This window comes from Armatimonadota bacterium (assembly GCA_029907255.1).
Taxonomy (GTDB): Bacteria; Armatimonadota; UBA5829; order DTJY01; family DTJY01; genus JAIMAU01.
Genome location: JARYMF010000007.1, coordinates 88,906 through 109,026 on the forward strand (window position 1 = coordinate 88,906; position 20,121 = coordinate 109,026).

15 protein-coding genes are annotated in these 20,121 nt (G+C 45.8%); 12 read left to right on the plus strand and 3 right to left on the minus strand.

Features of this window, described 5'->3' with window-relative positions:
* Positions 1-71 precede the first annotated feature (71 nt).
* From cysS to QHH26_08305, 8 genes are all read left to right on the plus strand, one after another.
* A complete protein-coding gene (cysS, locus tag QHH26_08270) occupies positions 72-1,451 on the plus strand; it encodes a cysteine--tRNA ligase (protein ID MDH7481949.1) in 1,380 nt (459 codons plus the stop codon).
* Positions 1,452-1,517: 66 nt separating this feature from the next.
* Positions 1,518-2,219: a PIG-L family deacetylase gene (locus QHH26_08275; GenBank protein ID MDH7481950.1), complete on the plus strand. Its 702-nt coding sequence runs from the start codon at positions 1,518-1,520 to the stop codon at positions 2,217-2,219.
* 78 nt (positions 2,220-2,297) lie between these two features.
* A complete protein-coding gene (locus tag QHH26_08280; protein MDH7481951.1) occupies positions 2,298-3,563 on the plus strand; it encodes a DegT/DnrJ/EryC1/StrS family aminotransferase in 1,266 nt (421 codons plus the stop codon).
* Between the two features lie 97 nt (positions 3,564-3,660).
* Positions 3,661-4,677, plus strand: a complete 1,017-nt coding sequence (locus QHH26_08285) for a Gfo/Idh/MocA family oxidoreductase (protein ID MDH7481952.1) — start codon at positions 3,661-3,663, stop codon at positions 4,675-4,677.
* Positions 4,678-4,682: 5 nt separating this feature from the next.
* A complete protein-coding gene (locus QHH26_08290) occupies positions 4,683-5,705 on the plus strand; it encodes a zinc-binding alcohol dehydrogenase (protein MDH7481953.1) in 1,023 nt (340 codons plus the stop codon).
* Positions 5,706-5,707: 2 nt separating this feature from the next.
* Positions 5,708-8,254: an extracellular solute-binding protein gene (locus tag QHH26_08295; protein ID MDH7481954.1), complete on the plus strand. Its 2,547-nt coding sequence runs from the start codon at positions 5,708-5,710 to the stop codon at positions 8,252-8,254.
* 72 nt (positions 8,255-8,326) lie between these two features.
* Positions 8,327-10,180 carry an ABC transporter permease subunit gene (locus QHH26_08300; protein MDH7481955.1) on the plus strand — a complete coding sequence of 618 codons (1,854 nt, stop codon included), beginning with the start codon at positions 8,327-8,329 and terminating at the stop codon, positions 10,178-10,180.
* A 47-nt stretch (positions 10,181-10,227) separates the two neighbouring features.
* Positions 10,228-11,244, plus strand: a complete 1,017-nt coding sequence (locus QHH26_08305; GenBank protein ID MDH7481956.1) for an AIR synthase family protein — start codon at positions 10,228-10,230, stop codon at positions 11,242-11,244.
* Between the two features lie 103 nt (positions 11,245-11,347).
* Here QHH26_08305 and QHH26_08310 read toward each other — a convergent pair whose 3' ends face one another.
* Both QHH26_08310 and QHH26_08315 read right to left on the minus strand, forming a co-directional pair.
* Positions 11,348-11,542, minus strand: coding sequence for a DUF6485 family protein (locus tag QHH26_08310; protein MDH7481957.1), 195 nt, complete (start codon positions 11,540-11,542; stop codon positions 11,348-11,350).
* A 112-nt stretch (positions 11,543-11,654) separates the two neighbouring features.
* A complete protein-coding gene (locus QHH26_08315; GenBank protein MDH7481958.1) occupies positions 11,655-14,093 on the minus strand; it encodes a glycosyl transferase family 36 in 2,439 nt (812 codons plus the stop codon).
* Between the two features lie 128 nt (positions 14,094-14,221).
* On the opposite strand from QHH26_08315, the gene QHH26_08320 reads away from it, so the two are divergent.
* Genes QHH26_08320 through QHH26_08330 form a run of 3 tightly spaced genes read left to right on the plus strand, consistent with a single transcriptional unit; the run spans position 14,222 to position 17,259 of the window.
* The gene (locus QHH26_08320) at positions 14,222-14,932 is read left to right on the plus strand and encodes an SIS domain-containing protein (protein MDH7481959.1); all 711 of its coding nucleotides are present in this window, start codon (positions 14,222-14,224) and stop codon (positions 14,930-14,932) included.
* Positions 14,933-14,937: 5 nt separating this feature from the next.
* Positions 14,938-16,683 carry a glycosyl hydrolase gene (locus QHH26_08325; protein MDH7481960.1) on the plus strand — a complete coding sequence of 582 codons (1,746 nt, stop codon included), beginning with the start codon at positions 14,938-14,940 and terminating at the stop codon, positions 16,681-16,683.
* Positions 16,684-17,259, plus strand: a complete 576-nt coding sequence (locus tag QHH26_08330; protein MDH7481961.1) for an SAM-dependent methyltransferase — start codon at positions 16,684-16,686, stop codon at positions 17,257-17,259.
* 111 nt (positions 17,260-17,370) lie between these two features.
* On the opposite strand, the gene QHH26_08335 is transcribed toward QHH26_08330, so the two are convergent.
* Complete coding sequence (locus QHH26_08335; GenBank protein MDH7481962.1) at positions 17,371-18,075, minus strand: N-acetylmannosamine-6-phosphate 2-epimerase; 705 nt, start codon at positions 18,073-18,075, stop codon at positions 17,371-17,373.
* 1,024 nt (positions 18,076-19,099) lie between these two features.
* Between QHH26_08335 and QHH26_08340 the strand changes: the two genes are divergently transcribed.
* Complete coding sequence (locus QHH26_08340) at positions 19,100-20,002, plus strand: pseudouridine-5'-phosphate glycosidase (GenBank protein MDH7481963.1); 903 nt, start codon at positions 19,100-19,102, stop codon at positions 20,000-20,002.
* The last annotated feature ends 119 nt before the right edge of the window (positions 20,003-20,121 follow it).

The following is a 20,121-nucleotide window of genomic DNA, read 5'->3' on the forward strand; positions in this document are numbered from 1 at the left end:
ATATTCGCTGAGGATTTTTCTTTTCCAGTAATAGAAGAGAACAAAAAACTTAATTTTGAGATGATTCAGCCATGACTATCAGATTTTTCAATACATTAACCCGCGAAAAAGACGAATTTCGAGCAATAAATGACATGAAGGTTGGACTCTATACCTGTGGGCCAACCGTATATGACTTCGCCCATATTGGAAACTGGCGCACTTACTTATTCGAGGATATTCTTCGGCGACACCTCGAATACCGCGGTTTCGAAGTAGCACACGTGATGAATATCACGGATGTTGACGACAAGACAATACGCGGTGCTAGGGAAAAAGGCATAAGTCTCAACGAGTATACTCTTCCATTTATTGAGGCTTTTTATGAGGACAGGGACCATCTAAACATCGAGCCGGCGCATGTATACCCCAGGGCGACCGAGCACATTCAGGAGATGGTTGCCCTGATAAAGAAGCTTCTTGACAAAGGTATAGCATATAAAGCTGAAGACGGCTCGATTTACTACGACATCTCAAAATTTCCTGGCTACGGCAAACTTTCTCATTTTAAGATAGGAGAGTTGAAAGCCGGCGCACGGGTTAGCTCCGATGAATATGAAAAAGAGCAGGTTTCCGATTTTGCTCTTTGGAAGGCTTGGGATGAGGCAGACGGCAATGTATATTGGGACACTGAGCTTGGAAGAGGCCGACCCGGATGGCATATCGAATGTTCAGCAATGAGCATGAAGTATTTGGGCGAAACATTTGACATCCATACTGGTGGCGTTGATAACATCTTTCCACATCATGAAAACGAAATAGCCCAGTCTGAGGCTGCAACCGGAAAACCATTCGTCAACTATTGGCTTCACTCAGAGCACCTCCTCGTAGAAAATCGCAAAATGAGCAAATCACTTGGCAATTTCTACACGCTCAGAGATGTAATGGCTCGAGGGTATGATCCACTTGCGTTTAGGTATTTGGTCCTTGGTGCACATTATCGGTCAAAATTGAATTTCACTTGGCAAGCGCTGGATGCGGCTGAAACAGCGCTTGAGAATTTATATGAATTCGTAGCGCGGCTCGACAGGGAAAACCCAACTGGACTTGATGACGCGGTCGCCCGCTGGACTAGTGCGTTTGATGAAGCAATGGATGACGATTTGAATACGCCTGTTGCACTGGCTGCGGTGTTTAGTTTGATTAAAGAGGTCAATATTCACGGCCGTGGTGGTCGAGAAGTCTTCGCTGCAATGGTGAACTTTGACCGAATTCTAGGTCTCAAGCTTTCCGAGCGAGGGGTGCCTTTTGAAGTGGAAATACCCTCGGATATAATGAGACTCGTCGAAGAACGTCAGAAGGCAAGAAAGGCACGCGATTTTGCTACCGCCGATCGCATCCGCGATGAGATTCTAGCTGCCGGATACATAGTAGAGGATACCCCCGAGGGTCCCAGAGTAAAGAAGAAATAGGGGGTTTGCAATTTTTAACCATGGGCTCCAAGCGATAATAGAGCAGTAAGTTTGAGGAGGCTAATTATGCGAATTTTAGCAGTTGGGGCGCATCCCGACGATATAGAAATCCTATGCGCTGGCACACTTGCTAAGTATGCAAGCCAAGGCCATGACATTATTATGTGCCATGCATGTATTGGAGATAAAGGGCATTTCCACATTCCAAATGATGAGCTTGCGAAAATTAGGCGCAAAGAGGCTCAGCTATCGGCAAGCAGGATTGGAGCCGAAAGCATATCGCTGGGCATACCAGACTGTGAAATTTTCAATAATCGAGAGACTTTGGCGGTATTCATTGATATGATTCGCGTAACTAAGCCCGACTTGATAATTACGCACTCGCCAACTGACTATATGCCTGATCATTGTGTAGTTAGTGGCTTGGTTTATGATGCATCCTTCCATGCCTCGTTGCCTAATTGGAAGACAGAGCACGAATATCACGACAAAGTTCCACCGGTTATCTATATGGATAACGTTGCTGGGGTGGACTTTGAACCAGGCGAATATGTGGATATTACGGATTTTATTGAAAAAAAGAAGGAAATGATGATGTGTCATCAGAGTCAAGTCGTCTGGCTAAAAGAGCACGATAACCTGGATGTTATTCAGTTTATAGAAGATTGCGCTAAGTTCCGAGGATGGCAGTGTGGTGTTAAATACGCAGAAGCTTTCCGTACTGTCAACCGCTGGCCTAGATTGAGAACTCAGCGGTTGCTGCCTTGATTTTATACGCTTGGAAAGATCTCTTTCCAAAAATCCAATCATTTTATTCGTTTTAATTTCGATATTGGAGGTACAGCTATGTCAGCAGATAAACTAGCAATCAATGGTGGAACGCCTGTTAGAACAGCTCCATTTCCACCATGGCCCTATTTTTGGGATGATATGAAAGCTGCTGTAAAGGAAGTTCTGGATAGCGGAAAAGTCAACTATTGGACAGGCTTTCGCGGAATGGAGTTCCAGAAGCGATATGCTGATTACTGCGGAGTTAAGCATGCAATAATGTTGAATTCTGGCACGAGTGCACTGCATGTAGCATATGCCGCCGCAGGAATTGGCCCCGGAGACGAAGTCATAGTTCCATCTTATACCTTTATTGCCACTGCAGCTGCTGTTTTGCACCAGAATGCTATCCCGATTTTCGCTGATGTCGAGGAAAAGACGTGGAACATTGATCCAAAGTCGGTTGAAGCCCTCATTACTGAGCGCACGAAGGCTATTGTGCCAGTTCATCTTCATGGTCATCCGGCAGACATGGACGCAATTAATGCAATTGCCGCAAAGCACGGATTAGTGGTGATAGAGGATGCCGCTCAGGCACACGGCGCTGAGTATAAGGGGAAGAAAATAGGTTCTCTTGGAGATTTGGCAGCATTCAGCTTTTGCCAGGACAAAATTATAACAACCGGCGGCGAAGGCGGGGCGGTGACTACTGACAACGATGATTATGCTGAAATTGCGCGCAGTTTCAAAGACCATGGTTATTGGGAAGAAGAGCGTAAGGACCTTCTCCAGATGGAGGCACTCTATCCATATATCCACCATCGGATGGGATTTAACTACCGCATGACTGAAATGCAAACAGTTATTGGAATGGCGGCCCTTGAGCGTCTTGATGAATGGGTTGAAAAGCGACGGGCTAATGCTCATTTCCTAACTAAGCGGTTGTTAGAGATTCCACAGGTCGAGCCGCCGTATGAGTCTCCGGATGTAAAGCATGCGTTCTATAAGTATGCTTTCAAGATAAAACCTGAGATGCTGAATTGCACGCGAGACGAGTTCATCCATGCCCTACGTGCTGAAGGCATTCCGTGTGTTGCTGGTGTTCCACCGGAAAACTACAAAGAAGAAGTTTTCCTAAAAATGGTTGGTTATGGAAATACCAAATGCCCGTTTAAGTGCCCGTGGTATAAAGGCAATGTAGATTACAGCAAGGTTGACTGCCCAACTGCACGAAGGATTGGCATGCAGACCATTTGGTTGTTAGTACATCCAACGATAGATGAGCAATGTCTTGAAGACATGGCAACAGCTGTCGCTAAGGTTGCGACGGCTTATGCGAAGTAAATGGAGTTAAAAGAAGCGGGGGTTTAACCCCCGCTATTTTTTAAGCCGAAGCAAGCAAAAAATTTTAGTTGCTTTTCGGCTTGGGAGGTTGCCTGATATGGAAAGGAAACTTGGTGCTGCGGTATGGGGCGCCGGATGGGTATCTGGTGAACATATCAAAGCGTATAAGAACAATCCTCATTGCGAGGTAGTCGCCATTGGGAGCCGAAGGGCAGAGAGTGCGAAGGCAAAGGCGGCTGAGGCGAATGTTGAATGTACAATATACACCAACTATGATGAGCTACTGAAAGACAAGCGCGTGGATATTGTTTCTATCTGCACCCCAAACGACCGCCATGCCATTGAGACAATCAAGGCGGCTGAAGCTGGCAAGCATATCCTTATCGAGAAGCCGGTTGCTCTGAATCTTGATGACTTAGTTAAGATGCGAGATGCTGTTCGAAAGGCCGGGGTGAAAACTGTCGTGAGTTTTGTTCTCCGATGGAATCCACTTTTTCAATGTATAAAGGGGTTGCAGAAGACTCCTGCGATTGGGCGCATCTTCTATGCTGAGGTGGATTATTGGCATCCTCTTGGCCGCTGGTATAAGGGATTTGATTGGGTAATTACCAAGGCGTCTGGCGGTAGCATGCTTTTAGCCGCAGGTTGTCATGCAGTTGATGCGATTAGGTATTTTGTTGAATCTGAGGTAGCGGAAGTAACAGCATATTCAAATAATATGGGGCCATGCGAATATGATGCAAATATCGTTGTTGCCATGAAGTTCCAGAATGGTACAATTGGCAAGGTCTCAGCGAGTTGGGATGTCGCTTCGCCTTACATATTCAACATTGAGCTATTGGGAGAGAATGGCACTATTCGAGACAACAAGCTTTTTTCAAAGGCACTCCTCCCTGGCCAAACAAAGTTTTTAGAGATTCCAACTATTCTTCCCGACAGCGGTGACGTAACTCACCATCCGTTCCAGCCAGAAATTGACCATTTAGTTGAGTGCATTCTCACGGATAGGGAGTCTCACGTTAATCTAGACGATGCAGTAAAGACGCATGAAGTTTGCATAGCGGCTGATATCTCTGCGGCAGAAGGTCGTCCTGTTAAATTACCCCTGTTGTAATGGCCATGAAACAAGTATTCATTAATGGAGTTGGTGAAGTAGTTGTCAAAGAGGTTGAGGAACCGCCCCTCGTAGAAAATGGCATTTTGTGCCGAACAGCCTATTCTCTTATCAGCTCAGGAACGGAGACAATGGGTTTATTGGCACGGCGCAGGAACCCAGATCCAAATCGCTCCGACTCGAGTTTAGGATACTCGAATTCTGGCATTGTAGTTAGAGTCGGCTCGAACGTTACGGAGTTCTCTGTGGGGGACCGTGTCGGCAACTATGGAAGTCCCTCATGCTACGGCGGGCATGCTGAGGTTTGTTGTATTGGCCGCAACCTTGCCGTAAAGCTTCCTGAAAACGTTGACCTTCGTGAGGCAGCGTTCACAGGTTTAGGGGGGATAGCTGTGCAAGCCTTGCGGCGGGCAAACTTAACTTTTGGCGAAACCGCCGTTGTGATGGGATTGGGGGTTCTTGGCCAGTTGATTGCCCGGATTAGCCATGCTGTGGGTTATCGAACCATGGCTACAGATTTCATTAAAACTCGGCTGAGCATTGCGGAGTCAAATGGAATTCATGCGATAAACGCAAATGAAGATATTGTATCTGCGGTTATGGATTCAACGAATGGGCAGGGGGCAGATGCCGTTTTAATTGTTGTAGCCTCCGAGTCTTCGGAGCCAATAACTCAAGCGCTTAAAATGATACGCTTTGGCGGCCGCATTGTCATGGTTGGCGTGGCAAAGATGGAAATTGACCGCAATCTCTTCTTTGCAAAAGAGGCAGATTTTGTTATTTCACGTGCTGCTGGTCCAGGCAGATACGATCCAGTTTATGAACGTGATGGTGTGGACATGCCGTATCCATTTGTTAGATGGACCGAAGGAAGGAACCTCGGTGAGTTTATTCGCCTGGTGGCGGAGAAGCGCGTTCGAGTAGATGACCTCATTAGCCATGAATTTCCTGTTGAAGATGCGGCAAAAGCTTATGACCAGGTATTGAACCACCCGCAGGAAACGCTTGCGGTTTTGTTGAAGTATTAGCAATGTCAAGTAAAGTAAGGCAATTTCTTCTCCTCTTAAGCCAGAATGTGAAAAATCGAATATTGCTGGCGTTTGATTCTTGTCTAGTGAAAGATTTGTCGTTTATCAAGAAACTCTCGGTCGTACTGCTGTTGTGCTTTGCGATTGAGATTGCATACGCGAAGGCTGATAAGAAGGACCAGATTGTCCTAACTGTTCATCGTCTTCCACTCAAAGAAGCTAGAAGTGTTCCGGATAAAGCAAACTGGGCTATTGTCCAGCGCTTCATGGAGCTTCACCCAAATATCAAGCTTGAGGGTTTCCGTGGGCTTACTGCGCCTGGACTCGATATGGAGGTCGGTCCTCTTCTTGCGATGGCAGGTGGGGTCGCTCCAGATGTACTCTACGTCAATTTCCGTATCTCCGACAGCTACATCCAGCAAAAGTTCCTCTATCCTCTCGACGAGTATGTTGAAAAATGGGCGAAAGAGGAGAATTTGGATGAGTTAATTTACCCTCCTGTTTGGCAAGTAATCAAACGCAATGGTCACATCTGGGCGATTCCTTATCAGACTTATGTGATGACTCTACAATATCGCAAAGATTTGTTCCGCGAAGCTGGCCTTGACCCAGAAAGACCTCCCAGGAATTGGGATGAACTTTTTGAGTATGCTAAGAAGCTAACAATCCCTGAGAAAGGCCAATATGGTATGGCGCTTTTTGCAGGTCCCCATTCGGCTTGGTGGTTTATAGATCTCCTATGGTCGGCAGGCGGTGAGGCAGTAGCCCAAGACGAAAACGGAAATTGGCGTGCTGTTTTTAACGATGAGGCGGCAGTTACTGCTCTGAAGTTTTACCAGAAGCTCGGACGTGCTCGGTGGACAAGAAATGGCAAAACTTACCGCGGTGTGGCTTATCGCGATACAGATTACGGCAAACTTTGGCAGTTGGGCAAGATAGGTATGGTCTTCGGCTATATAAATGACCAAATGATTGCCAATGTCAATCCAAATCTGATTGGCATTGCGCCGGTTCCCGTCGGTCCCACTGGTAAGCGCGGAAACGAGCTTAATTGCGCTATGATGGGTATCAACGCAACGGTCAAGGATAAGCGGGTGCGCGACGCCGCTTGGGAGTATATTAAGTTTTGGGCAAGCGATGAGGCAGCTCGAATAAGATGCAAAGTCTATGTTGAGTCGGGCTTTGCTCGGTTTATTGCACCTAAATATCTGAAGAAATACGGCTATACTCAATATCTTAAAGAGGTGCCGAAGGGCTGGTCAGAAACCCTTGAAGAGGCACTTCGCTCAGGGCGGCCTGAGCCGTATGGGCGTAACTGCGAGAACATCTATCAGGAGATGACACCGCCTCTTGATGCTGTATGGTTAAGCGACCGCACAGACTATAAGAGGCTGCTCGATAATGCTGTTGCCCACTGCAATGAAAAGTTAATGGGTGTAGTTGACCCCAAAATACTAACAGTTAGGCGTCGTGTTGCATGGGTGGTTGTTATTGCTCTTTTTATTATCTTTTCGCTAGTGTTTCGCTTTGTAATTAAAAGCTTCAGCAAGGATTATGAATCCCCACACAAAATACCCGCAAAAGGGAAAAAGTCTCGTTGGGTGAAGTACAAGCGAACTGCTTTTGCGTTTTTGTTAATGTCTCCTGCCCTAATCTCAGTTGCACTGTGGGCATACTACCCTCTACTTCGCGGCTCAGTGATGGCATTTCAAGATTATCGAATAGTGGCTGGCACTAGGTGGGTCGGACTAGATAATTTTAGCGAGGTCTTATTCACGCCGCAGGTATGGAAATCATTTTGGAACAGCTTTGTATTTATGCTTCTTTCCCTGGGCCTTGGATTCTTTAGCCCAATTGTTTTAGCACTAATGCTTCACGAAGTACCAAAAGGCAAGATGCTCTTCCGAACGCTGTATTACCTGCCCGCGGTAACAACAGGTCTTGTGATTATGTTTTTATGGAAATTCTTTTACAATCCAAGTCCAGCTGGGTTGCTAAACCAGCTTTTGCTTAATATAAACGACTACGTCATAAAACATCTGAACTCTGCTATGGCGATTATGCATATCCCTGCCAGAATCCCATTGTTCGAACCGTTGACTTGGTTGCAAGATCCAAGGCTCGCAATGTTGTGTGTTGTACTCCCGATTATATGGGCGCATGTCGGGCCAGGGTGCATCATTTATCTTGCCGCGTTGAAAAGCGTGCCTGAAGACGTATATGAAGCTGCTGACCTCGATGGAGCAGGGGTGCTCCAAAAAATTAGGCATATCACAATCCCATATTTAAGGCCATTGATTATTATCAACTTTGTTGGTGCGTTTATACACGCATTTCGGTCATTCGATTTCATATTTGTAATGACAGGCGGCGGCCCAATGCATGCTACACATGTCGCTGGGCTAGAAATTTGGTATAACGCTTTTCTTTACCTAAAATTCGGATACGCAGTTGCAATGGCTTGGCTGATGGGATCATTTCTTGTAGGGTTTACGGTTTTTCAGTTGAGAATTCTTTCGCGTCTCCAATTCAAGACCGCAGGCGCATGAGAAATATTCGTTGTTATTTGCTAATTGGCAATCATTCAGTTTAGCAACTGATGTTAGTAGAGGCTCTTCCATATGCCTATCATCACTGTTGTTGGTAGAAAACAGAGAAAGATTCGCATACTTATAGCCGCACTTTATATAATACTCTCGGCTGGAGCGGTAACGATGGTCTACCCTTTCTTGCTGATGGTTTCGACTTCGTTTACTAGCCCAGTCGACCAAAACCAATTTCGAATTATTCCGCGCTATTTTTATTCAGATGATGAGCTCTACCGCAAATATGTCGAAGCGAAGTATGGCGAGGAAATCGTTAAATATAACGCTTGGCTTGGCGAAGACCTTTCAACATTCGAGGAACTTCAGCCACCTAAGAGTGTAAACCGCCAGTTTGTGGAAGAATGGCGGCAATTTAAGGACTCACTCCCAATTGACCATATGATGCTTGCCCACTCGTTTTCGCTTTCCAGAATAACGCCCGAGATAGTCTATAAATACAGAAACTTCTTGAAAGAAAAGTTTCATGGTGATTTGGAAAAGCTCAATAAAACCTATATCGAGGCAAACGAGACTTGGATGGAAGTTCAGATGCCTGTCGAGGATTGGACTCAGCGCAATTTTATACCAGAGCAAACCAAAAAATATTGGGAGTTTTTGAAATTTAAAAAGTCACAAGAGCCACGTTATTTAATTACGGTATCGGTCGACGGTCTTTTCCAAGAACACCTGAGGTTGAGCTGTGGTGATATAAATACCATCAACAAAGCGCTTGGCAGCCATTATAAAAAGCGCGCGGATATCCATCTAACTGCTCGGGTTCCAAACTCACCCATGGCGGACGAATGGGAAAGCTTTGTCAGAAAAGAATGTCCTGTCCATTTTATCCGAATGGATGCCGAGGCTACGCCGCTATTCCAAAGTTTTTTAAGGAAAAAATATGGAACAATTGCTTATCTTAGTAAAGCATACAGAACCAATTTGAGTTCGTTTGGACAGGTAAGTCTTCCTCAGAAGCCGCCCAAGAGCGGCATGCTGCTGGTAGACTGGATTGAGTTCCTCCAGAGTGCTGTTCCAATCAAGATGGTGGAACTTCAGTCGCCAGAGGTGCTTTTTAGAACTCACCTAGCTCGTAAGTTTGGGACAATCGAAAAGATGAATCAGGCACTGGGCACTAGGTTTGCTTCTTTCCAAGCTGTTGCGCCACCCTATGCTGAAAACGACTTTGTTGAGCTTTTAGAAAACACAGGTGCAATTCGCCGCGAATTCATCGTCCGCAACTATCGTGAGGTTATTGATTATATAGCGCTTCATGGTAGGGCTCTCATTAATACGGCAATTCTGTGCATTGCATTAGTGCTAACAACTTTGACCGTCAATCCGCTCTGCGCCTATGCACTTTCGCGTTTTAACCTCAAATCTACATACAAAATTTTGCTTTTCTTGCTGGCTACAATGGCGTTCCCAGCAGAGGTTAGTGCAATCCCGAGCTTCCTGCTTATCAAGGAGCTTCACCTGCTGGGCACCTATTGGGCGATAATATTGCCTGGCTTGGCAAATGGATACTCGATTTTCTTGCTCAAGGGATTTTTTGATAGTTTGCCAAAGGAACTTTATGAAGCCGCTGTGATGGATGGGGCTACTGAGATGCAAATGTATCGAAAAATTACCTTGCAGCTGTCAAAGCCAGTACTGGCGGTGATAGCTCTCGGAGCATTCACAGCCGCATACGGTTCGTTTATGTGGGCTTTCCTCGTATTGCAAAATCCCAAAATGTGGACACTGATGGTTTGGCTATATCAAATGCAGATTTGGGCGCCTCAGTTTTTGGTCTATGCGGGGCTGGTGCTGGCCGCAATCCCGACATTACTCGTTTTCATTTTCTGCCAAAATATAATAATGAGGGGAATAATTGTTCCTTCCGAGAAATAATATGATAAGCCTTGATTGTTTAATTTACTTGTATTTAGAGAGCTATTATGCCTTTTAAACTACGCACTGGCAAGCTGCCACATAACCTACTCGCAAAGATGTTGTCTAAGATTGACCTAGATGAACGGGTTGTCGTTGGTCCGGCGGTTGGAGTAGATGCGGCAGTAATTGATTACGGCAACCGATTGCTTGTAACAAAGACCGACCCAATTACCTTCGCCACTGATTTAATTGGTTGGTATGCGGTAAATATCAATGCAAACGACATCGCAGTGATGGGCGCTATACCAAAGTGGATGTTGGCGACCGTCCTTCTTCCCGTAGGTGTTTCATCGGAGACTGTAGAGCAAATTTTTAATCAAATACTTTCGGCGTGTGAAGAATTGCAGATAAGTGTTATTGGGGGTCACACCGAGATAACACATGACCTTAGTCGCCCAATCGTCGTAGGTTGCATGCTAGGTGAAACTGACCGATCAAGTTTAGTTACTAGCTCGGGTGCCAAAGTAGGTGATGACATAATAATCACAAAAGGTATTGCAATCGAAGGAACGGCAATTTTAGCACGCGAAGCATACGACCGACTTAGGGAGATGTGGTTTACTAAACAGTTTCTGAAACGAGCTGCCAACTTTCTTTTTGACCCAGGTATTAGCGTGGTGAAAGACGCGAGGATTGCAGTAGAATCGGTCAAGGTGAACGCAATGCATGACCCGACGGAAGGAGGACTTGCTACTGGTTTGATGGAGATAGCACAAGCGTCGGGACTCGGAATCGAAATCGAAAAAGATGCCATTCCAGTGATACCCGAAACGCAAAGCCTTTGTCGCGAATTGGGTCTCGACCCGCTTGGTTTGATTGCGTCTGGCTGTCTAATCCTTACAGTTTCTCCTTCCGATACTCCGCGTCTTCTCGATGCCTTTGGACAGGCGGGAATACGAGCCAATGTGATTGGGAAAATGATGCCAAAAGAACACGGCTTAAAAATGCGTACTCCCAGCGGCGTTGTTGATTTGCCTTCATTTGCAAGAGATGAAATAGCTCGATTTTTCGAGGAGATGTGAAAATCTATTTAAAGCCACGGTGTTCTTCAATTCTTGCATGCAACCTCTGGAAGTCGCAAATGTTGCCTTCCTTTTTGGCCAAAAAGACTGCGCAATTGCTTAATTACTTGTATATTTGCGCAAATCTTTTGAACGAACGGTCCCAAGTCTTTTCGACGTCATCCGGGAATGCGCAAGCCGGGAGCTGGTTATTGCTTAGGTGATAGCGCAGGCACTCACAGCAATTTCCTTTTCGTGAACAACTTGGGTAGCTACAATTGCAGAATTCAAGGTTGGTACTCATTTTGGGGCAAGACATATTATAAAAACCTCCTAATTCGATATTGGCAGGCTAATTCTACCAAAAGGTTGCCCAATGTACAATATTCCTTCCGCTTTCTTCAAAGGTTATTCTTCTGGGAATGGTGTTTCTATCCCATTATGACGTGGACTTTATGTACGCCGCTTGTGAAAACCGGAAGGGTATTTCCAGCGATTGGCTTTCCATCTACTTGGATGCTTTTGACTCCATGTTGCACATGATTTGGATTTTGTACTTCAATCTCGTAAATCGCTCCCCTAAATTTTCGAATAACGCTGAAGGAATCCCAATCATGCGGAATACAAGGGTCAATAGTGAGACCATCGTATGTAGGACGAACGCCGAGAATCCAATCGAGACCATCGCGGTACATCCAGACTGCTGAACCTGTCAGCCATGAGTGGCTTGCTTCACCAAAGGTTGGATGATCAGGACTAGTAACATATTCCGAATATACATATGGTTCCATTCGGTAAATATCTGGATCGTATGCTTGGTTGATTGGGATAGTCTTCTTGAAATACTCATACGCTCTGTCGCCATTTCCGATAACACATTCGGCAAGAATTGCCCATGCGGCAGGATGATTGAAAATTGCGCCATTCTCTTTCTTGCCGGGTACACATCTTGTCGCAAGTCCAATCCCTGAGTCTACCTTTGTATAAGCTGGATGCAAAATCTTGGGCCCTCTTGGTGTGTTTAGGTATTTATAGACGGAATCCATAGTCATGCGAGCGCGGTCCTCTGGAGCTATGCCGCTAATTACAGCCCATGTTGTTGACTCCAAGAATATACGGCCTTCCTCGTTGGTATGTGAACCAATTACGCTGCCGTCATCTCTTGTTCCGCGTATATACCACTCTCCATCCCAGCAGTATTTATTGAGCGCATCTGCAATTTGAGCATATTCTGAGCGGTACTGTTTTGCCTTGTTCAGGATTTCCGTGTGGTCGAGTCCTATGTTTGAAGAAATTTCTTTAGATGAACCGCATTTTTCTAGCAGTTCCGCCGCTTCTCTTAAAACATAGCATAAGAACTCAGCAACCCACATACTTTCGCCGATTCCCTCTCTGCCGACATAATCGAGTGTGTCGTTCCAGTCACCTGGCCCAAATTTTGGTAGGTGTCTGGGTGTTAGATTGCTTAATGGATAATCAATTGCCCGAATTAGATGCTCGAGAACAGTTGCCTCGCCTTTGTCGTGGAACGGTACAACTTTTTGGAGAAAGCCAAAGTCGCCTGTTTCCTTTAGGTATGCAACAATGGCGAAAGGAAGCCACAAAGGAGTGTCCGAGTGGCCCGTTTTTTCTCCTTGACCAGTGAGGCGGAAGTAATTATGGAGTGTGCTTCCATCGGCAAATTGGTGGGAAAGGACTTCGCAAATACGCTCGGCAACAACTTGAGGTTCGGCAATTAAAGGGCCGAGGAGGTCTTGGCATTGATCACGGATACCTGTTCCAAAGAGCAGGCCGCCATGGTAATAGCCGGCTGTGCGGTGCATGTGAAAAGTTACCCATGCTTGGCGCTTTGCCCAGAAATTAAGCATGAGGTTCATTTCGGAATCCGGCGTAGTTACTTTGACAACCGATAGGTAGTTATCCCAATATGCCTTTAATTCTTTGAAGGCAGTGCTGACATTCTGTAAGTCCCGATATTTGTTAACAATCGGTGGGGCAAGACTATCGTAACCATCTCGATTTACAATTCCTAATAAAATAACGAATTCTTTTGTCTCACCTGGATTAAGCATTATTTCACTCTGAAGAGCTGCACATGCATCGCCTGCGGTGATTTCGGTGTTTCTGCTTCTGCCTTCCTCTACTGCAATTGGATTTGACTCAGAGCGCCAGGGGCCAATGAACGCATCTTTTTTTCCATCGAAACCTTTCACTGGCAGGGATGAGGCAAAGAAGACATACTTATTCCAGGCTTGATTGGGCTGCTTGACGGTTGCGCCTCGATAAGTAACCCAGTAGTTTTTAGTTGCATACAGAAAATTGTTTTCTTTGTCGAATTTAACAACGTTGAAATGTTGGTCGTTTGGTTGATTAATAAGGTCTACTAGCGCATGTCCTAAGCAGAGCTCGACATAAGAGAAAACATCCGCCCTAAAAGCCTTGTTTGTGTTGTTTTTGAGCGTAACGCGCCAAATCTCGAGATCATCCTCGAGCGGCACAAAATAAAGGACTTTGCTACGGATACCCTTGTATTCTTGTTCAATAGATGTATAGCCCATTCCGTGGCGGCATTCATAGAAGTCAGGTTGTTTTCCTACCGGCTGCCACGTTAGAGACCAATATTCGCCATTTTCGTCGCGGATGTATATATAGCGCCCAGGGCGATCCCAAGGTAGGCAGTTGTAACGCCAACGGGTAATGCGAGAATCCTTTGGACAAATGTAAAAGCTATACCCACCGCCTGTGTTTGTTATGAGCCCAGTGTATCTTGTGTTAGAGATGTAATTCACCCATGGCGCAGGTGTGTCTGGTTTAGTAATTACAAATTCCTTGCCGTCTTCTGAGAAATGGCCGTATTTCTCCAGCCCCATGAATTTCCTCCTCCTAAATCAATTACCTGGAAAAGCGTACATCATGGGCGCGCTTAAGTCAAGAATGCAGGATTCCTAAGCAACTTCGGCAAATATGTTCTTTGAAATTCAATGAGAGAGGGAATGCGATGAATAAAGCCCAGGAATACTATCAAAAAATATCTGAAATTCTTGCAAGAATTAACGAGACTCAGGCAGAAAAGATTCAGGAAGCGGCTGAGGTAGTGACCGACTTGATAGCACGTGACGGCATCCTCTATCTTTTAGGCGGCGGGCACTCTTTAATGGTTGCGGCTGAGGCGTATCACCGCGCTGGAGGCCTTGCGCCAGTTGATATAATTCATGATAAGAGCTTTGGCAGAGCTGAGCGCTGTGAGGGGTATGCAAAGCAACTTCTTGATTGGTATGACCCACCCTCAGGTTCGGTTGTTATTATTATTTCGAATTCTGGGCGGAATGCTCTTGGAATCGAGATGGCACTTGAATGCAAAGCTCGCGGCATTAAGACCATTGCTATTACTTCGCTTGCTCACTCCAAGTCTGTAACCGCAAGACATCCTTCGGGCAAGCGACTTTTTGAGATTGCTGACATTGTTATAGATAACTGCGGCATTCCTGGCGATGCCATTCTGGAAGTTGAAGGCCTTCCTGGGAGGATTTGTGCGACCTCTACCATTGCAGGTGCAATGATAGTAAATATGATTATGGCCCAGACTGTAGAGAACCTTATTAATCGCGGTATAGAGCCGCCAGTATTTATTAGCGCTAACGTCGAAGGCGGCGATGAGCATAACAAGAGAATTTTCAAAAAATACCAGAGGTTTATTAAGGGGTTGTAAAAGTTGTGAGGGAAATAAAAGATACCATGATTATCTATGCATTTGCCCTATGCGTTTTATTGATTTTGTCACTTTCCACAATAACTTTAGCGTATGATGCCTCGCCATTTGGTATTAATGGCTTAAAATTTGCGCATGCCCGCCATGATCCCAATTTATGGTCAAATGCGGCTGTCAAAGCAAGAGTAATGAAGGAGGCAGGAATTTACTGGGACCGTTTGGAGATCTGGTGGGCTTCAGTCGAACCAGAGCAGGGGAAGTTTGATTGGAGCTACTATGACAAGGTTGCCAAATTCTATCGCGAGCATGGCTTAAATGGCATTGTAATTCTTTGCTATTCATCTGCATGGTCGAGGAATACCCCGCCTATCGATGATGCCGAGCGGAAAAGATTCGCAAATTACGTTTACGAGACTGTCAAGCGATACAAGGACACTTTTAAAGTATGGGAAATATGGAACGAACCAAACATTCCAACCTTTTGGGCAAAGCCCGATGTCAGAGCGTACACTTTATTGCTTAAGGAAGCATATCAAGCGGCAAAGCGCGCAGACCCCGAATGCACTGTTCTCGCAGCTTGTACAAGTGGCCCTGGGAATGACTTTATTTTAGGCATTTATGAAAACGGTGGATGGGATTACTGCGATGCTATTTCAATCCATCCATACTCAATGTCAGGTGGGCCGATTGCCCAGCAATTTGACCGAATTTTGCGGATTCTTCGCGAACAGTTAGTTGCTACTGGTGATGCCAAACCCATTTGGATTACTGAGATGGGGTGGACAACGCCAGATAGTAGCATGGACGAACCGCAGGCGTCGTATCTCGTGCAATCTTACATTATTTCGTTAGCAAATGGAATTGAAAAATACTTCTGGTTTTGCCTGGACGATTGGGGTGAAAAATGGGGGATTGTGCGTAACTTTGATCCATTTGAACCCAAGCCGTCATATGAAGCTTACAAGCGCATGACACGCTATTTGGGATCGCCAGGGAGGGCCGCTCAGTTTGAGGGCTATTTAAAGATGCCTGCGGGCGTAGCGTGCTATGTTTTTAGGAAGCCATCGGGAGAGCGTATCCTTATCCTGTGGGCCACGGAATATATTTCGCGAGATGTTCAACTTCCACGACATGGCGAGCTAAAAGCTGAGGATATCCTTGGTAGGCAGGTTGAAATAAACAGAGGGCGGCTTACTGTTGGCACAACTCCAATTATAGTGAGTGGTAGTGGCTTATCACGGATAGGTCCGATAAGTTCAACAAGCCCTTATATCGAATCGAAACGTCAGAATCTTGTTAACAATGGCACCTTAAACGTCATCCATGATGGCAAGCCAGGATGGTGGAACCCCGGCCGTTTTGATGGAACCGCAAAAGAGGGAAAAATTGAGGTCAGCACCGAAGGCCGTTGGGGTACCGTATGTGTCTCAATTTCGCAATCTGGCGAACGTGCCGCATGGGATGCTACTCCAATTCCAGTCCGCCCCGGCAGACGATATCGTGCCACGGCTTGGATTCGAACTGAAAATGCAACAGGGAATAATCAAATTGCTCTCTTTTGGTATTCTGGTGATATGTGGCATTACATCCGAGAAGACCGTTCAGAATCAGTTACCGGTACAAACGGTTGGAAAAAAATTGGCGTAACTGCTGTTGCTCCCAAAGGTTCGGCTTTCGTGCGGGTAAACCTGATTAGCGAAAAGAACAGCGGCAAGGTATGGTTCGATGACATTGCGCTCGTGGAGGAGTAGGTGGAGCAGGCAAAATTTGACCATGGGCATGAATGTCCGTACGTAGGAAAGGGCGGTCTCAAACTAAAGTTTGCTCTTGATTATTTCGGTATAGATGTAAGCGGATTGATTTGTGCAGACCTTGGGTGCAATGTTGGCGGTTTTACCGATTGTCTGCTTCAGGCTGGTGCCGCTAAAGTATATGCTGTTGATACTTCGTATGGAATTTTAGCATGGAAACTCCGAACCGATGAGCGGGTAATAGTTTGCGAAAGAACAAATGCGCTATTTTGGACGCCAAATGACACATTAAGCCTAGTTGTTAGCGACCTTGGTTGGACAAAACAAGAACAAGCGTTAAGGGCAATTTGCCGAATGATTAAACCCGGCGGTGAAATTCTATCGCTCGTCAAGCCGCAATATGAAGCGCCGAAATCCTGGCTTGTGAAAGGTGTTTTGCCAGAAAAGCACCTATCTGCGGTTTTGGAACTAGCTCGCTCGAAAATCCCTAGTGAACTTGTTCTACTAGCCGAGGTTCGCTCGCCATACCTCGGCGCAGGCGGAAATATTGAGTATTGGTGGAGATTGAAGAGGTAGCTGTAATAGTTAGTTGCAAATCTAAATCCCTCTTTGCACTGACTTACCTTATCTTTGAATTATCGCTTTTCGCACAGCACAGAGATGGCAAACCCAGAATATGTTGGTCGTTTAAGGTTTTGCCTCCCTAAGTGCTTTTACAAACCGTTCCGTTATAATCCACGGGCGCGTAATTGCAGTGCCGACTACAACGGCGTATGCACCCGCATCAAGCGCCCTCCGAGCTTGCTCAGGAGTCCATATTTTGCCCTCTGCGATAACAGGAACATTTACTACCTTGACTAGCTCTTCTATAAGTTGAAAATCAGGATCTGGGGTCTGTCTACTGTAGGGCGTATAGCCGCTGAGAGTTGTTGAAATTAAATCCGCACCTGCCTCTGCTGCCGCAATTCCTTCTTCAGCTGTAGAAATGTCTGCCATTATAGGAAGGTTAAGTTGCTTAACGCGGCTGATTAGTTCGTCTGCCGATGTATCTCCTGGATGTGGTCTATTTGTCGCATCTAGGGCGATTATATCGGCGCCAGCAGCTGCAATTTGCTCTGCGGCTTCATAGGTAGGAGTAATGTAAGGTTCGGCGTCGGGGTAGTGAATTTTGTATATGCCAATTACTGGGAGCCGAACTGCCTCTTTAATTGCTCTAATGTCTACCGGACCATCAGCCCGAATGCCAACGGCGCCACCCATTTCGGCAGCTTTTGCCATTCCGGCCATGAATTTTGGCCCATGAAGAGGCGTTCCAATGCCTGCTTGGCACGAAACTATCAGTCCGCCTTTTAGGGATTCAATCACACTTTTGTTGGTTGCTTGCTGATTCATAATTACCTCCATTTGGAGGTTAAATGTTTGTTGCCTTTTTTCCTTCAAAGTTGGGAAAGCAAAAACGGCCGCTTTTCGTATTTTTTCTAATACTGCGGCCGCCAGCACAAAAGCCAGAAAATTATTGCATCATATGTTTCGCGCAACTGTTGGCGCTAGTTAACCCGACCCCTTCCGTGGGATGGGATTTATTAATGTTGACCAAAGCTCATTGCCGCGATAGGACGAGCTTCTAGCTTAACTCCTAAAAGGCTACCTATCGAGGGGCTGAGCATTGCGGTAAGGAATGGAGACCATTGAAGGCTCCTGTTGCAAAGATGGCACGTCTCGCGCTCTTTGCTATTTTTCGCACCACACCAGAAGCATTTTATCATTGTACCCGCTCCTTCCAAAATTGCGGGATAGCGCTTAAGTTTTACCCCTAAGCTTGCTCCCTGAAACTCCTTGTATTTTCGAGTAACGAGCTTCAGATTATATCCCCACCATTTGCAGTGGAGATGAGGCATTTCCTAGTAATAAAGCTTGCAAAATTCATGCCAGTATTGTTACCAGGTGTAGTGTTTTGGAAAAACAGGTAAATTTACTAGGTATACACAAGTATACTTACTAAAAGACGCTAATATTCCGCATTCCATTGCCCTTAACTTTGAGTGCAAAAGGTTACCTCTTTTTGTTATAGCTGGTAGCGGAATCCTTCGGCATTCTCAGAATCAAGCGGCGGCAATCCCCTTGTTACCCCAAGATGATAGGTGTTAAGGCAGTGCAAACCTCAGTGGAGAGTGTTTACGTGGTGGCACACGCCCACTAGGCATTCTGCAAACGTCTGGCGACTGGCTAACATTGATAAGATAGGAACAAGTTATCTTGAGTTGCGCTTACCCTTTTGCCGATGGTCAACTCCCACACGTTATGTGATTCATGACTTTTGGTTGATGAATGGTGGGGAGGATTATGCAAGAACTTTCTAATTCCTAACAATAGCAGTTTGGGTAAACATTCGATATAATGTTTGTGGTGTGATAGGATGCTGAAATACTTGGATATATCCGAAGAAGTAAGCATAGGCTTAAGAAACAATAAGCCCGTGGTAGCGCTGGAATCAACCGTGATTGCGCATGGTCTTCCATATCCATCAAACGTAGAGGCAGCGTTGGCTGTGGAGTCGGTGATTCGTGCTGCTGGAGCCATTCCTGCTACGATTGCTGTCCTGAACGGCAAACTTCGGGTGGGTCTTAGTGCTGATGAGATTGAGCAAATTGCAGGAAAGCAAGCCATTAGGAAGCTTGGCACACGTGACTTGCCGCTAGCCATTGCTTTCGGGTGGACCGGCGCGACGACGGTGAGTGCTACTGCTTATATTGCTGCCCAGGCTGGTATTGATGTGTTTGTTACCGGCGGCATTGGTGGCGTCCATAGGAATGCCAGCCATACTTTTGATGTCTCTTCGGATTTGTGGGAGCTCACCAAAACAAGTATTATTGTTGTCTGCGCTGGAGCAAAAGTAATCCTTGATTTACCGGCTACTCTCGAATGGCTTGAAACCCACCAAATCCCTGTAGTCGGGTATCAAACGAGTGAGTTTCCTGCATTTTATACAAAGAGGTCCGGATTGCCTGTTGAAAAGGTGCACACACCTGAAGAAGTAGTTGACATATTTTTGACTCAGAGGCGCTTAGGATTTCCAAATGGAATCATCGTTGGTGTGCCTCCTCCAGAGGAGGCTGAATTCGATGCAGAGCAAGTAGTAAATCAGGCACTTGCCGCCGCCTGCGAGTCGGATATCCGTGGCAAGGAGGTTACACCATGGCTTCTTGCTAGAATTGCTGAGCTTACCAATGGAGCATCAGTTGATGCGAACATAAAACTATTGGAGTCTAATGCCCGCGTAGGTGCTCAGATTGCCAAGGCTCTAACTGCTTCTCGCTAAGACTTACAGTTCTTAAAGACCTGTATTAACTGAGCTCAAAATTAGAGACTCACCATGGTAGATTTCTGGGAGATTCATTGCAAAGCAAGAGCTTGATGAGATAGTATACCTTATAATTT